Origin of the sequence: Bacillus sp. SW14 (assembly GCF_047608225.1) — a bacterium.
Classification (GTDB): Bacteria; Bacillota; Bacilli; order Bacillales; family Bacillaceae; genus Bacillus; species Bacillus subtilis_G.
Genome location: NZ_JBLKRW010000001.1, coordinates 1,565,737 through 1,578,244 on the forward strand (window position 1 = coordinate 1,565,737; position 12,508 = coordinate 1,578,244).

Consider the following 12,508-nt stretch of genomic DNA (forward strand, 5'->3'; position numbering starts at 1 on the left):
ATTTATGTTTTATCGTGTCTTCAACATAACGATAAACCTTAAAGTCCGCTTTAAGGCAAGGGTTTTTTGAAAAAAACTTCATCTCTAATTGAATTTGATAGATAACGAGCTTGGATGAACTCAAAACGAGAACATTTTATAAGGTATGGTACACGTCATCATGAACAGGCTCTAACCAAACCGTTTCCCCCGGTGTAATGGCTAAGTGCGCAAACCAACTGTCTTTTGTCGCACCGTGCCAATGTTTTACATGGGGCGGGATATTTATGACATCTCCAGTTTTGAGTAATTGAGCTGGTTTTCCTTCTTCTTGATACCAGCCTTCACCGCCTGTCACTAACAAAACTTGCCCAATTTTATGAGAATGCCAGTGATTGCGGGCTCCCGGGGCAAAAGTGACATTCCCGATTGAAGCATTGAGCGGCGTCTCATCGGTAAATATCTTTTGTAAATATGCATCCCCGATAAAGTTTGCTTCTATTTTTTCACCTAACGGAAAGATTGTGCTGTTGCTTAATTGATCAAATGTCATCAGTTGACCTTCTTTCTTTTCATCATTTTTAAAGATTTCTTTTGCAATTTGAAATGCTGACCAAGCTTTGGGCCACCCTGCATAAAACGAGAGGTGAGTGATGATTTCCGCCATTTCCTCTTTTGATAATCCGTTTTCCTTCGCTTTGTGAAGGTGCGGAGCTAATTGTTCGATGTTTCCTCCGGCAATTAACGAAGAAACTGTAATCATGCTGCGATCCCGCGGAGACAGTTCATCCTCTCTTGCCCAAATGTCACCGAACAGGACATCATCGTTAAGTTCAGCAAACTTTGGCGCAAATTCTCCTAGTATATCTCGTCCAGCAGTTTGTTTTTTTGCCATTTAGCAATCCCTCCATCTAAACTGTTTTTATTGCATGGAGAAGTATAGAGCTTAAAGTGTGCTTTAAGGCAAGTCTTGAATTTTTGAAAAAAGATTCAGCTGTTAAAACTTGTTTCTGCTTGACTTAAAGTTAACTTTAAGTGTTACCTTCAAAACATGCAGGACAGAGAGGTGAAAAGTATGAATATTGCGCAGGTGGCAAAGCAGTTCGGCCTCACAGCGGCGACACTCAGATATTACGAACGTGTCGGATTAATCCCGCCGGTAAAACGAAAAGACAGCGGCATTCGCGATTATGATGAAGAAGATATCAAATGGATTGAATTCATTAAATGCATGCGAAATGCAGGTCTATCGATTGAAGCATTAATAGAATATACATCGTTATTTACTGAAGGAGATCGTACGGTAGAAGCCCGCAAAAATATCCTGGCTGATGAAAGACAGCGGCTCATAGAGAAGCGGAAAGAAATTGATGAAACAATTAAAAGATTAGATACAAAAATTGAAGATTATGATGGGAAATTACGTGAAAATGAGGCTAAGCTCAAAAGCAGGCCTAAAACGGAAAGTCTTCACGGATAAATGACGCTAGGTAGCATTCTTTGCGTCCGAGGGGGCAGGTTAAAAATAAGTGTGTTCCCGTTAAGAAATGGATACCGAAAGAGGTGGCTATGATTCCTTATTCGATTGGAGAATTTGCAAACATCATCGGTGTGACAACAAGTACCCTTAGGTATTATGAAAAGGAAGGGCTCCTGACTCCCCATCGCAATGAGAATAATAATATACGCGAATATACGGATCATGATATCGGATGGATGCGATTTTTGCTCCATCTGAAAGATTCAGGAATGTCGATAGCAGAGCTAAAACAATATATACAGCATGGCGAGAAATGGGTGATGAAACGATTTATGATAGAATGCATTTACTTGAAAAACGTAAGCACTTTGTAGAATTAGAAATTCAAGCTCTACAGCAAACCTGCTGGTATTAAACCGAAAGATTGAATTCTATAAGGACCAGATAAAGGGGGATCGATATGAGTTTGTCCTTTATCCAAATGAAGAGGAACAGCCATAAAAACAAATGGTTTAAGGCTGAAGGTGATTAAAAATGAAAATTCCCTTCAGCCTTTATTGTTTAGAGATGAGAAGGAAGTCGAAATGTTACTTATCAAAAAAACAGTTAGTATCGTTTGTATAAAATATAGATCCCCGTTGCTCATTTAGTCAGATTTTCCCCTCAGCCGCTTGATATCTTCTTTAGGCGGCAAACCAAACATGCGGGAGTATTCACGGCTGAATTGTGATGGGCTTTCATAGCCGACCCGGAATGCAGCATCTGCGGCATCTGTTGACTTCATTAATAATAGGCGTCTGGCTTCCTGAAGTCTCAGCTGTTTTTGGAACTGAATCGGGCTCATAGCGGTCACAGCTTTAAAGTGCCTGTGCAGGGAAGAAATACTCATATTCGCTATATCTGCAAGCTCTTCAATTCGAAGAGGCTGGTCAAAGTCTTTCATGATGTGTTCAATGACATCTTTGATTCGATAGGTAAAGCTCCCCTCAATTGCGATTTGCTCCAAGGTGCGTCCATGCGGCCCTTGCAGAACTCTATAAAGAATTTCCTTTGTAAATATAGGGGCAAGTACTGGGATGTCTTTTGGGGTGTCCAGCAAAGAGGACAACCTGAGAACTGCATCCAGTAAAGCTGGCTCTATTTTACTGACAAACATTGCCCTCTTCGTGTGTTTTTTCATCCCTGCTTGAAAGTCAGAATCACTTAAAACCTCTAAGACTTGGCTCGGAGTAAATTCAAGTTTAAGAGCCAAATAAGGCTCACCAGATGAGGCTTTTATCACTTGCCCGGCAACCGGCAAGTTAACAGATGCAACAAGGTAGTCAGCAGGACTGTACCTAATGCGCTCCTTTGCAAGCAATACTTCTTTTTCACCTTGAACAATAAAACAAAATGATGGTTTGTAAACGCTATAAACCGGTTCGGAAGGATGAGATTCACTGATGAAAAATAAAGACGGAACAGCAGTCTTGTGAACACCGTCCCGGCATGAATAACGTTCAATGAGTTCAGTAAGCTCTTCCTGTTGTTGGGCTATTTGCACAGACATATGTCATTCTCCTTCATCTTGATATTTTTCATTATAAGGCTTGTTTGCAAATTGTGTCATTGGCAGTGAGAGTTTTAGGCAATCATTTGATATAAATGGGATAACGGCTGCTTTTTCATTCATTGCATAATGAGAAGCAGATAAAAGGAAAGAGGGGATCAAGAAATGGATTATGTAAAACTTGGACATTCCGGTTTAGATGTCTCTAGGCTTTGTCTGGGGTGTATGAGCTTTGGTGCAGCAGAAAAATGGGTTCATCAATGGGTACTCGATGAAGAAAATAGCCGCCCCATCATCAAAAAAGCGCTTGAGCTTGGCATCAATTTTTTTGATACGGCGAATGTGTATTCAATGGGAGCAAGTGAAGAAATACTTGGCAGAGCGTTAAAGGATTATGCTAATCGAGATGAAATTGTGCTTGCAACGAAGGTCCACCAGCGAATGCATGAGGGCCCAAATGGTGCCGGTCTCTCACGAAAGGCGATTATGAGTGAAATTGATAAAAGTCTTAAGAGACTGGGAACAGACTACGTAGATCTGTACATCATCCACCGCTGGGATTACCATACACCTATTGAAGAAACGATGGAAGCATTGCATGATGTGGTGAAGGATGGGAAGGCAAGGTATATTGGTGCTTCTGCGATGTATGCGTGGCAGTTCCAGAAGGCGTTACATGTTGCAGAGCAGCATGGATGGATCAAATTTGTCTCGATGCAGAATCACTTAAACTTGATATATCGGGAGGAGGAGAGGGAAATGCTGCCGCTTTGCAAAGAAGAAAAAATTGGAGTGACTCCGTACAGACCGCTCGCATCTGGGAGATTGACACGTGATTGGACTGAAACAACGCATCGCTCCGAAACTGATCAAATCCAGAAATCCAAATACGATGCGACTGCTGATGCTGACCGGATTGTCGTGGAGCGGCTTGCGGCAATCGCAGAAAAACACGGTGTTCCCCGAACCCATATCGCGCTTGCTTGGCTGCTGCAGAAGGAACCAGTAACAGCTCCTATTATTGGTGCTACGAAAATGTCCCATCTCGAAGATGCTGTCAGAGCTCTATCGGTTACGTTAACACCTGAAGAAATTGCGTTTCTCGAAGAACCATATGTACCCCATCCGATAGTCGGCCACCATTAAATGCCGATAATATGGTGATAAGGAGCAGGGAAGCATGATTGAAAAACAGTATACGATTATTACAAGTACAGGTTTTGCCCGTGCAGCAACTTTGTTGGTTCGTGCAGCCTGCAAATTTCGCTCTCATATATTTCTTTTATATGAGGAGAAATCCGTTGATCTCAAAAATCCGCCCAAGTCCCTTATTGATGTGATGTCATTAGGCATTACACCTGGTACCCATATTCAAATCAGAGCTGAAGGGATTGACGAAGAACAGGCTTTGCAGGCGATAGAAGACCGGCTGGGAAGAGGCGGGTTCACGAAGAGTTAATATATTGATAAACATAAAATGAAATGTCGAAAGTTTAAAGATGATTCAACTTTTAAAAACATTAGCTGAGGAACCGTTTTGTCAATCTATACTGCTCCTCAGCTAATGTATGTTAAAGGGTTGGCAACTGAATCGCAGTTTCGATATTTTTTAAATTCAGCTTGACTTGTTCGTCTGTGTTCCAAGGGTGGTACCAGCCCTTTTCCATCATATAGCTTGAGATTTGTTCGTGCATATCGAGAGCTTCTTCCAAATGCCTGGTAAGGATCTCTTTCACTTCAGGCGTCCCAGCTTCAGTTGCGGCCATCGCATAATTTCTGACTCCGTTTTTTGCTGCAATCAATAAGTCCATGGCAATGATTTGGTCTGTTAAGACGTTCATGCCGGTGAGATATTCAATGATAGGATTCATGATTCATTCATCTCCTCATTCATGCTTTGCATTAGTTAAGATAGAAGCAAATTCCTGTAACTGTCGTGTCGTAATGTCAACGTCTTGCTGCATGATTTCTTTAAGCTTCGGATCAGACACCAGCGCCTTCATTGTTTTGGATTTCGTCAAACAAAGGGTCTTAAATGCAGTCATTTCTTGGACCTCAAGCACTTCATGTAAGGCGTATTCCATTTCTGTAACCTCCGTTTTTTTAAGGCTTTAACACTACTTTTATACAGTCATCCATTTTTGTATCAAAAATGTCATAACCATGCTTGGCTTCACTAAGCGGCAGAACATGGCTTACAACATCTCCCGGATCAATTTTGCCCGTTGACACTAATTCAAACATGTATGGCATATAGTGGATCACCGGAGCTTGTCCAGAGCGTATATTGATGTTTCGCTGCATGATATCACCTAACGGAAAACCGTTATATCTTCCTCCATAAACACCTGTTATTTGGATGGTTCCGCCTTTGCGAACGGCTTGGGAAGCAATGACCAATGCACTCATCGTTCCGCCATGAAGCTTTAATCCGCTGGCAAGGAACTCGAGGTCGCTCATTTTCCCATCCATCCCAACAGCGTCAATCACAACATCCGCTCCGCCTTTGGTGATTTCCTTCAAGTAACTCCCTGTATTCTCATGGTCTTCAAAATTAACGATTTCTACTTGATTTGTTCGTTTGGCATGCTGTAAGCGGTAGTTAACATAGTCAACCGCTATGACACGCTTTGCGCCCTTTAACCAACAAAACTTTTGAGCAAAAAGGCCGACTGGCCCGCAGCCGAGAACAATAACTGTATCGCCGTCTTTTACACCGGCATTGTCTACACTCCAGAAACCGGTTGTCATGGCATCGGATATCACGCTTAACTTCTCATCGGGCTCCTCACAGGTTTCAGGAATTTTAAAATGTGTAAAATTCGCAAATGGCACTCTTAAATATTCAGCCTGCCCGCCTGGATAACCGCCAGTATCCCCTGAATAGCCGAAATAGGCGCCCATTTCTCCGTTGTCATTAGATTGATCACACTGGCTTTCCAGCTGGTGTTTACAAAAAAAGCATTCACCGCAGGCGATCGTAAAAGGGATAATGACGCGATCGCCTTTTTGCACCTTTGTCACTCCCGGCCCAACTTCTTCAACGATTCCCATCGGTTCATGGCCGATGACATAGTCTTCTTGCAGATTAGGAATCAATCCATGGATTAAATGCAAATCCGATCCGCAAATGGCTGTACTGGTAACTTTTATAATCATGTCATCGGATTTTTCAATCTTTGGATCTGGCACATCTTTGACAACAACATTTTTAATGCCTTGATACGTTACTGCCTTCATGCTGTAAAACCTCCAGTGTTAGTGTTCATCAGGTGTCCGGTCAAACATCCCTTTTCGATTTGTTTCAACAGGAAAGAGATTCATGTTGCCGACCATGATCGTGTTTTTTGCAGAGAGCTGATCCAGCTTATATTGTTCGCTCAGCTCATACGGGTGGAACCATTTTTTGCTTATCATCAGTTCTGTAATCTCTTGGTGCATCGCGATTCCTTGCATCAGCTGTTTCCGCAACAAGGCTCTTACATCAGGTGATGCGGTTTCAGTCAATGCTACAGCTGTATTTCTCACGCCTTCTTTTGCTCGTATGAGAAAATCCAATGCAAATGTAGTGTCTGCAAGTTCAGGCACATTTAGCGAATTAATAGGGTCTAAATGATCATGGTTCAAAGGTGCTTACCTTCCTTTCAATTGATGATTGGCGTTGGGCGGCTTTGAGGGACAGGGGCCTGAAATGGCGCACGCTCATAAACCGCTTGTAAATCAGTAAGATCTTGAATGGCTTGCTGCACATCTTTTTGCATCAAGTCCTTCAGGTCTTGGTCAAACACAAGTCCCTGCATTAATTTCGATTTCGCTATACAAAGTGTTTTAAAGTTCACGATTTCATGTAAATCTACAGCCTCGTGAGCAGCTAATGTTTGATGATCCATATTGATTTAACCTCCTTTAATCAACGTTACTTTTCCCTAAATGAATTTGAGCATACAGAAAGAACATTGCGCCGCGAAAAATTGCATATTCAATATAAATTGAATGATAAACAGTCTGTACGTGGTGACGTCGGCCTAACGGCTCCTGCTGCAAGTTAATGAAATGAATACAAACAACTGATCAAAAGGGGGTTTTCTATAAGGATAGGGTATCTTTGAAACGAAAACTTAGGAATGATTCCACTTTTAAAGGACTTGATTTATGGCAAATTAATCGGATGTAGGCAAGTCAGACGCACGGTGTTTATAAGGAGAGAGGGGCTGGAAAGTGCACTCAGTCATGATTCGGTCATTTTCCCTTTGATATTTTAACAAGATCGTTGTATAATACAAATCGTAATTATTTCGGTTTAGTGAGAAGGAGTGTTGTAATGGGAATTTTATTTGGTAAGAGGTTAGGTATATTAACGATTGGTTCATTACTAGTATTGGCAGGATGTCAGGCTTCAGATTCATCAAAAGGTGAGTCTCATAAAACAAGTTCATCAGTTGCAGAAAACTCTTCTAAAACCCAAGAGCAAACATCTGAATCTCATGATCATGATCACGATCATAGTCATGCACATGCACATGCACATGATAAAGAGACAGAAAAAATTAATGAAGGCTATTTTAAAAACAGCCAAGTAAAGGATCGGTCACTTTCTGATTGGGAAGGAGACTGGCAATCAGTATATCCGTACCTGCAAGATGGCACTCTTGATGAAGTATTTTCGCATAAATCAGAACATGAAGGTGACAAGACAGCTGAAGAATATAAAGAGTATTATAAAAAAGGGTATAAAACAGATGTTGACCGTATCTTAATCCAGCAAGATACTGTAAAGTTCTTCAAAAACGGAAAAGAATATTCTGGTAAGTATACTTATGACGGGTATGAAATTTTAACATATGATGCGGGCAATAGAGGGGTAAGATACATCTTCAAACTGGATAAAAAAGCTGAAGGCCTTCCTCAGTATATTCAGTTTAGTGATCATAGTATTTATCCGACTAAAGCTAGTCATTACCATCTGTATTGGGGTGATGACCGTGAAGCTTTACTTGATGAAGTCAAAAACTGGCCTACCTACTATCCGTCAGAAATGGACGGACATGATATTGCCCATGAGATGATGGCGCATTAATTGGGGAGTAACATGCCCATGAAGTGTATTATTTCTTTTTTTCACTGTGAAAATAGATAGAAAGGGAAAACACGTCTACCTTTGTAGAGAGTGATTACTTAGATGTCTCTGAAAAAGCTGCTGACGAGGAGTCAGCAGCTTTTTCGCCTCTTCCGGCTATCCTGTTCTTGATGATGCAGAAGGGTGGGGAAGGCTTGATCTCTTTTCCGCGCTGAGGGCTATGGCGCTTTTATGGATTCTTCCAAAGGCGGCTTCTATGCACTCGATCGCTGGCGCAACGATATCTCCGGCATCGAAAAGCTGACCATAAAGGGGACAGGCACGTTAAAGCTGGAGGGGAACAATACATACTTCTGCGGCACGCGGATTAATCAGGGTACGCTTTAGGGCGGCTCCGAGACAGTTTTTGGGAGAGGTGATGTTTCAAACAACAGAGGCATCCTGAAGGAAGATGTCTCAGGAAAACTGATCATCGGCGGAGACTACAAACAATCAGCCAAGGGTATGCTTGAACTCAATCTCAGCGTTAAGCATAATCTGCTCAAAATCAAGGGCAAAGAAAAATTAAAAGGGACATTACGTCTCCATTTTTCGGACAATTATATACCGGAGGACGGACCCGCGATCATTACCTGTCATAAGCGTAATGGATCCTTTTCTTCAATCGAAACCACGGGCTTGCCAAGCAAGTACAAAGTGAAGCTCGTCTATCAGTCCAACAGTATCCAATTAAAAGTCAAGGGAAATTAAGTTTGCGTGGTGTGCTGATGCCTGGGGGTTTATACCATAAAGAGTATCAAGCTGGTGCTCGTTTGGCGCCAGCTTTTTTATGTTTATCAGTGTTCGTGCTGATTGATTGCGCCGGTGATCAGGCTGACCGAAGAACGATTTCATTGCCTTTGTCATCGGAAAGAGGCATTGCTAGTTGACGTAATGAAAGGGCTTAAGCAAGTTTATCTCTGAACCGTTTTTGTTCCTATCGAACGAAAGCGCGGGTGTTCTGCAAGTATGGAGCTTTTCATCTCTTTTACTGCTGGATGGTCTGATGCAAAGAACTGATGTTTGGACTCGTAAAGTTCAACTAATTTCCCGTTATCCAGTATACCTAGTGTGTCACTCAATTGATAGGCGGCTTTCAAATCATGCGTAATAAAAAAATACGATAACCCAAACTCATCTTTGAGTTCTTTTAACAAATCGAGTATAAGCATTTGGGTTACCATGTCCAGACTGCTGACTGATTCGTCTAATACGATCAGCTTCGGTTTGAGCGAGATTGCTCTAGCGATATTGATCCGCTGCAATTGACCGCCGCTGAATTGGTGCGGGTATTTTGTTAAATCCTGTTCACTTAAGCCTACTCTTTCCAACAGCTCGATAATGGTTCGCCTTTGTTCCGCTATTGTAAATGTTTCATAGTTTTCTAATGGTTCTGCGATAATCCGTTCCGCTGTCATTCGCGGGTTGACGGACGAGTATGAATCTTGAAAGACAGCTTGAAGGTCACGACGGATTTTTCGCCGGATCGATTTATTTGCGCTATACATATCATGGCCTTGGAAAAGGATTTGACCTGATTGCGGCCGTTCTAAACCAAGCAATACTTTTCCCAATGTACTCTTGCCGGCTCCGCTTGGCCCAATCATGCCTAAGCATGTACCCTGCTCAATCGAAAAGCTGACATCGGAAAGAACTTGTTTAGATTGGGTTTGCCATTTAAACAATGTCCGAGCCCCATAACAATGACTGACTCCTTTCACTTGTAATAAACTCACTTCATCACCCCGTATCAAATTCTGTCAACATGATCCAATGGAACGTTTATCTATTGGCAATGTTAAACGTGCACCCAATAGCTTCTTTGTATATTCATGCTTTGGTGCATCAAACAGCTGAAACACATCTGCTTTTTCTGCGATTTTTCCTTTCTGCATCACAGCGACTTCGTCCGCCATTTCAGCAATGACACCCAGATCATGAGAGATAAGCAAAATCGCCGTTCCACATTCAGAGCGCATGGCGTCTAAATGTTTCAGCACGGTCTTCTGATTATTGACGTCTAGTGCAGTTGTGGGTTCATCCGCAATCAGAATGGCCGGATGTAAGCAAACAGCGGTTGCAATCATCACCCGTTGAAGCATTCCGCCGCTTAATTGAAAAGGGTAAGATTTTAAAAGTTTAACAGGATTGGATAAGCTCACATTATGCAATGCTTCGATTGCAAGCTCCTTCGCCTGCTTTTTGTTAAAAGACGTATGAGAGCGAATCGTTTCGACCATTTGATGACCAATCGTAAAAACGGGTGTAAAAGCGTTCATCGGATTTTGCATAATATAGGCAACATCTTTGCCGCGGATCTTGCGCATTTCTTGATCTGCCAATCCGTTTAATTCTCGGCCTTGTAAGGAAATGCTTCCTTCCACCTTGGTTGTTTTCTGATGAAGCATCTGAAGAATGGACATGCCCGTTACTGTTTTTCCGCATCCGCTTTCACCAATCAGACCAAGGATTTGACCTCGCTTCAGTTCGAAATTGACGTCTTGCACTAGGGTTGAAACTCCTTTTTGCGTTTTGGCCTGTACATGCAAATCTCTCACTTTGAGCACCGGTGATTGTTCTGTTCCCAACTTCCTCATTCCTTTTTATCATCGACGTTTAACTCCGTATTTTTCTGATAAACTCTCGCCCAATAAATTGAACGTTACAACCACAATCATGATCATCATCCCTGGATAAATCATCAACTCAGGGTTCGTCCGAATATACGATTTACCTTCATGAATCATCGCTCCCCATTCAGCAGCTGGGGGCTGGACGCCTAATCCAAGAAACGACATAGCGGATATGTCCATAATGGCCCAGCCCATTTCCAATGTACCCATGACAACGAGGGGAGGGAGCACATTAGGTATGATATGTTTTTTCAGAATCTTCCATTGTGATGATCCATTGATTTTTGCGGCTTTAATAAAGTTTTCCTCTTTCAGGCTAAGCACCATTCCTCTAAAGATTCTCGCATAATAGACCCATTGCACCAGCATGAGGGCAAGAATGACTTGAGGAAGTCCAGGTCCGAATATGCCCACTAGACCAAGAACTAAAATTAAGTTTGGAAAGGCCATCACACCATCACAAAATCTCATTAACAGCTGATCAACCCATCCGCCTTTATATCCTGAAATCGTACCGACAATGAGACCGATCACGAGTGAGGAAATAAAAATGAGCATTGCAAATCCCAAAGAAATCCGTGTTCCGTACAAAAGGCGGGATAAGTTGCATCTTCCTAAATGATCAGTTCCTAAAGGAAACTCCAAGGATGGAGGGTGCAGCTTATATGCCAAATGAACAGCAACAGGGTTATTCGGCGCAATCCAAGGGGCAAATACAGCGATGAGAAACAGAATGGATAGTATGGTGATACATGCCGTTATCACTTTTTGACTTTTGTATATCCTGCGTATGCTTGTAATCATCGATACTGCCCTTCTTTCCTGGAAATGCGCGGATCAATATACATTTGAATGAGATCAACGATTAAGCTGCTCAATATAAAAAAGGCGGCGGCTATGAACACATAGCATTGAATGACAGGAATGTCACGATTGAAAATGGCCTCAATAAAATAACGCCCAAAGCCAGGCCGAGAAAAAACCACTTCAACAATAATTGTTCCGGTGAGAAGTTTGCCAAGATTCATTCCTAGTCCTGTAATCATCGGAGAAATGGCCATTTTCAATACATGCTTAGCCATAATGCTTTTATTCTTCAGTCCTCTGATTTTTGCGTATTGGACATACGGTTCTTGCAGGTTTTCTATCACACTGGCGCGCAAAAGCCTTGTATACATTGCAATTAAAGGAAGCGCCAGCGTCATTGACGGCAGTACGAGGTGCTGCCATGTCCCAATTCCTTCTACTGGAAATAGATCTAATTGAACAGAAAAGAAAAAAACCAATATATACCCTAACCAAAAAGTCGGGATGGATGCCCCGAAAAAGGAAATGAAGCGACTGATATGATCAATTGCGTAATTTCTTTTGATTCCCGCAAAGAAGCCGAGAGGCACACTGACAAGCACCGCGATCAATAAACTCCCAAGCGCAAGTTCGATCGTTGCTGGCATTCGGAGGGCAACCTCGTCCCAAACCGGCTGATTCGAAACATAAGATATGCCAAAATCGAATTGGCATATCTTCAAAATAGAGTTTACATATTGGATAAAGAATGGTTGATCTAAGCCAAACTCATGTCTCTTTTGTTCTAAAATGTCATCGTTTGGCTGGATATGCGCTGCGGCTACATACGCTTCAGCCGGGTCAACCGGTGAGAGTTGAATCATTCCAGTTGTCAGAAGCGCAGCTAAAAGAAACACTGGAATGATGGACATGATTCGTTTCAATATATAGATACCCATAAAAGC

At 42.1% G+C, this 12,508-nt stretch carries 15 protein-coding genes and 3 pseudogenes; 6 read left to right on the top strand and 12 right to left on the bottom strand.

What is annotated here, in order from left to right:
• Positions 1 to 136: 136 nt before the first annotated feature.
• Entirely contained in the window at positions 137 to 532 is a 396-nt protein-coding gene (locus tag ACMX2I_RS07955; protein ID WP_414958310.1) for a cupin domain-containing protein, read from the bottom strand.
• Positions 533 to 580: 48 nt separating this feature from the next.
• A pseudogene (locus ACMX2I_RS07960) lies at positions 581 to 874 on the bottom strand (carboxymuconolactone decarboxylase family protein); the annotation flags it as partial.
• Positions 875 to 1,054: 180 nt separating this feature from the next.
• Between ACMX2I_RS07960 and adhR the strand changes: the two are divergent.
• Positions 1,055 to 1,459 carry an aldehyde stress transcriptional regulator AdhR gene (adhR, locus tag ACMX2I_RS07965; RefSeq protein ID WP_414956645.1) on the top strand — a complete coding sequence of 135 codons (405 nt, stop codon included), beginning with the start codon at positions 1,055 to 1,057 and terminating at the stop codon, positions 1,457 to 1,459.
• 92 nt (positions 1,460 to 1,551) lie between these two features.
• A pseudogene (locus ACMX2I_RS07970) lies at positions 1,552 to 1,960 on the top strand (MerR family transcriptional regulator).
• A 145-nt stretch (positions 1,961 to 2,105) separates the two neighbouring features.
• Here the strand turns inward: ACMX2I_RS07970 and ACMX2I_RS07975 are convergent.
• Complete coding sequence (locus ACMX2I_RS07975) at positions 2,106 to 3,008, bottom strand: AraC family transcriptional regulator N-terminal domain-containing protein (RefSeq protein ID WP_414956646.1); 903 nt, start codon at positions 3,006 to 3,008, stop codon at positions 2,106 to 2,108.
• Positions 3,009 to 3,173: 165 nt separating this feature from the next.
• Here ACMX2I_RS07975 and ACMX2I_RS07980 point away from each other — a divergent pair, with 165 nt between their 5' ends.
• Both ACMX2I_RS07980 and ACMX2I_RS07985 read left to right on the top strand, forming a co-directional pair.
• Positions 3,174 to 4,154, top strand: coding sequence for an aldo/keto reductase (locus tag ACMX2I_RS07980; protein ID WP_414956647.1), 981 nt, complete (start codon positions 3,174 to 3,176; stop codon positions 4,152 to 4,154).
• Between the two features lie 34 nt (positions 4,155 to 4,188).
• Positions 4,189 to 4,467, top strand: coding sequence for an HPr family phosphocarrier protein (locus tag ACMX2I_RS07985; RefSeq protein ID WP_414956648.1), 279 nt, complete (start codon positions 4,189 to 4,191; stop codon positions 4,465 to 4,467).
• Positions 4,468 to 4,579: 112 nt separating this feature from the next.
• Here the strand turns inward: ACMX2I_RS07985 and ACMX2I_RS07990 are convergent, their stop codons facing one another.
• The 5 genes from ACMX2I_RS07990 to ACMX2I_RS08010 are packed head-to-tail and all read right to left on the bottom strand — an operon-like array spanning position 4,580 to position 6,898.
• Positions 4,580 to 4,879, bottom strand: a complete 300-nt coding sequence (locus tag ACMX2I_RS07990; RefSeq protein WP_202327110.1) for a spore coat protein — start codon at positions 4,877 to 4,879, stop codon at positions 4,580 to 4,582.
• A 15-nt stretch (positions 4,880 to 4,894) separates the two neighbouring features.
• The gene (locus ACMX2I_RS07995) at positions 4,895 to 5,092 is read right to left on the bottom strand and encodes a hypothetical protein (RefSeq protein ID WP_087993817.1); all 198 of its coding nucleotides are present in this window, start codon (positions 5,090 to 5,092) and stop codon (positions 4,895 to 4,897) included.
• Between the two features lie 19 nt (positions 5,093 to 5,111).
• The gene (locus ACMX2I_RS08000; RefSeq protein ID WP_087993818.1) at positions 5,112 to 6,248 is read right to left on the bottom strand and encodes a zinc-dependent alcohol dehydrogenase; all 1,137 of its coding nucleotides are present in this window, start codon (positions 6,246 to 6,248) and stop codon (positions 5,112 to 5,114) included.
• Between the two features lie 18 nt (positions 6,249 to 6,266).
• Positions 6,267 to 6,635, bottom strand: a complete 369-nt coding sequence (locus tag ACMX2I_RS08005; protein ID WP_414956649.1) for a spore coat protein — start codon at positions 6,633 to 6,635, stop codon at positions 6,267 to 6,269.
• 17 nt (positions 6,636 to 6,652) lie between these two features.
• On the bottom strand, positions 6,653 to 6,898 hold the full coding sequence (locus tag ACMX2I_RS08010; RefSeq protein ID WP_414956650.1) for a spore gernimation protein GerQ: 246 nt from the start codon (positions 6,896 to 6,898) through the stop codon (positions 6,653 to 6,655).
• Between the two features lie 431 nt (positions 6,899 to 7,329).
• Here ACMX2I_RS08010 and ACMX2I_RS08015 point away from each other — a divergent pair, with 431 nt between their 5' ends.
• Together ACMX2I_RS08015 and ACMX2I_RS08020 are read left to right on the top strand one after the other, a co-directional pair.
• Complete coding sequence (locus ACMX2I_RS08015; protein ID WP_414956651.1) at positions 7,330 to 8,085, top strand: metal-binding protein ZinT; 756 nt, start codon at positions 7,330 to 7,332, stop codon at positions 8,083 to 8,085.
• A gap of 151 nt (positions 8,086 to 8,236) precedes the next feature.
• A pseudogene (locus tag ACMX2I_RS08020) lies at positions 8,237 to 8,835 on the top strand (phospholipid phosphatase); the annotation flags it as partial.
• A gap of 203 nt (positions 8,836 to 9,038) precedes the next feature.
• On the opposite strand, the gene nikE reads toward ACMX2I_RS08020, so the two are convergent.
• From nikE to nikB, 4 genes are read right to left on the bottom strand one after another with little or no spacing between them, the layout of a single operon-like run.
• Positions 9,039 to 9,860, bottom strand: a complete 822-nt coding sequence (gene nikE / locus ACMX2I_RS08025) for a nickel import ATP-binding protein NikE (protein WP_414956652.1) — start codon at positions 9,858 to 9,860, stop codon at positions 9,039 to 9,041.
• Between the two features lie 24 nt (positions 9,861 to 9,884).
• The gene (nikD, locus tag ACMX2I_RS08030) at positions 9,885 to 10,712 is read right to left on the bottom strand and encodes a nickel import ATP-binding protein NikD (protein WP_414956653.1); all 828 of its coding nucleotides are present in this window, start codon (positions 10,710 to 10,712) and stop codon (positions 9,885 to 9,887) included.
• 18 nt (positions 10,713 to 10,730) lie between these two features.
• Positions 10,731 to 11,561 carry a nickel ABC transporter permease subunit NikC gene (nikC, locus tag ACMX2I_RS08035; protein WP_414956654.1) on the bottom strand — a complete coding sequence of 277 codons (831 nt, stop codon included), beginning with the start codon at positions 11,559 to 11,561 and terminating at the stop codon, positions 10,731 to 10,733.
• Entirely contained in the window at positions 11,558 to 12,502 is a 945-nt protein-coding gene (gene nikB / locus ACMX2I_RS08040) for a nickel ABC transporter permease subunit NikB (RefSeq protein ID WP_394715884.1), read from the bottom strand. Before nikB ends, nikC begins: the two co-directional genes overlap by 4 nt.
• Between the last annotated feature and the right edge of the window lie 6 nt (positions 12,503 to 12,508).

Bases quoted from the DNA above. Each gene is read 5' to 3' on its own strand.
- nikB (WP_394715884.1), bottom strand. From the start codon at position 12,502: ATGGGTATCTATATATTGAAACGAATCATGTCCATCATTCCAGTGTTT.
- ACMX2I_RS07990 (WP_202327110.1), bottom strand. From the start codon at position 4,879: ATGAATCCTATCATTGAATATCTCACCGGCATGAACGTCTTAACAGAC.
- ACMX2I_RS07955 (WP_414958310.1), bottom strand. From the start codon at position 532: ATGACATTTGATCAATTAAGCAACAGCACAATCTTTCCGTTAGGTGAA.
- nikC (WP_414956654.1), bottom strand. From the start codon at position 11,561: ATGATTACAAGCATACGCAGGATATACAAAAGTCAAAAAGTGATAACG.
- ACMX2I_RS07975 (WP_414956646.1), bottom strand. From the start codon at position 3,008: ATGTCTGTGCAAATAGCCCAACAACAGGAAGAGCTTACTGAACTCATT.
- ACMX2I_RS07985 (WP_414956648.1), top strand. From the start codon at position 4,189: ATGATTGAAAAACAGTATACGATTATTACAAGTACAGGTTTTGCCCGT.
- ACMX2I_RS08000 (WP_087993818.1), bottom strand. From the start codon at position 6,248: ATGAAGGCAGTAACGTATCAAGGCATTAAAAATGTTGTTGTCAAAGAT.
- ACMX2I_RS08015 (WP_414956651.1), top strand. From the start codon at position 7,330: ATGGGAATTTTATTTGGTAAGAGGTTAGGTATATTAACGATTGGTTCA.
- ACMX2I_RS07995 (WP_087993817.1), bottom strand. From the start codon at position 5,092: ATGGAATACGCCTTACATGAAGTGCTTGAGGTCCAAGAAATGACTGCA.
- ACMX2I_RS07980 (WP_414956647.1), top strand. From the start codon at position 3,174: ATGGATTATGTAAAACTTGGACATTCCGGTTTAGATGTCTCTAGGCTT.
- adhR (WP_414956645.1), top strand. From the start codon at position 1,055: ATGAATATTGCGCAGGTGGCAAAGCAGTTCGGCCTCACAGCGGCGACA.
- ACMX2I_RS08010 (WP_414956650.1), bottom strand. From the start codon at position 6,898: ATGGATCATCAAACATTAGCTGCTCACGAGGCTGTAGATTTACATGAA.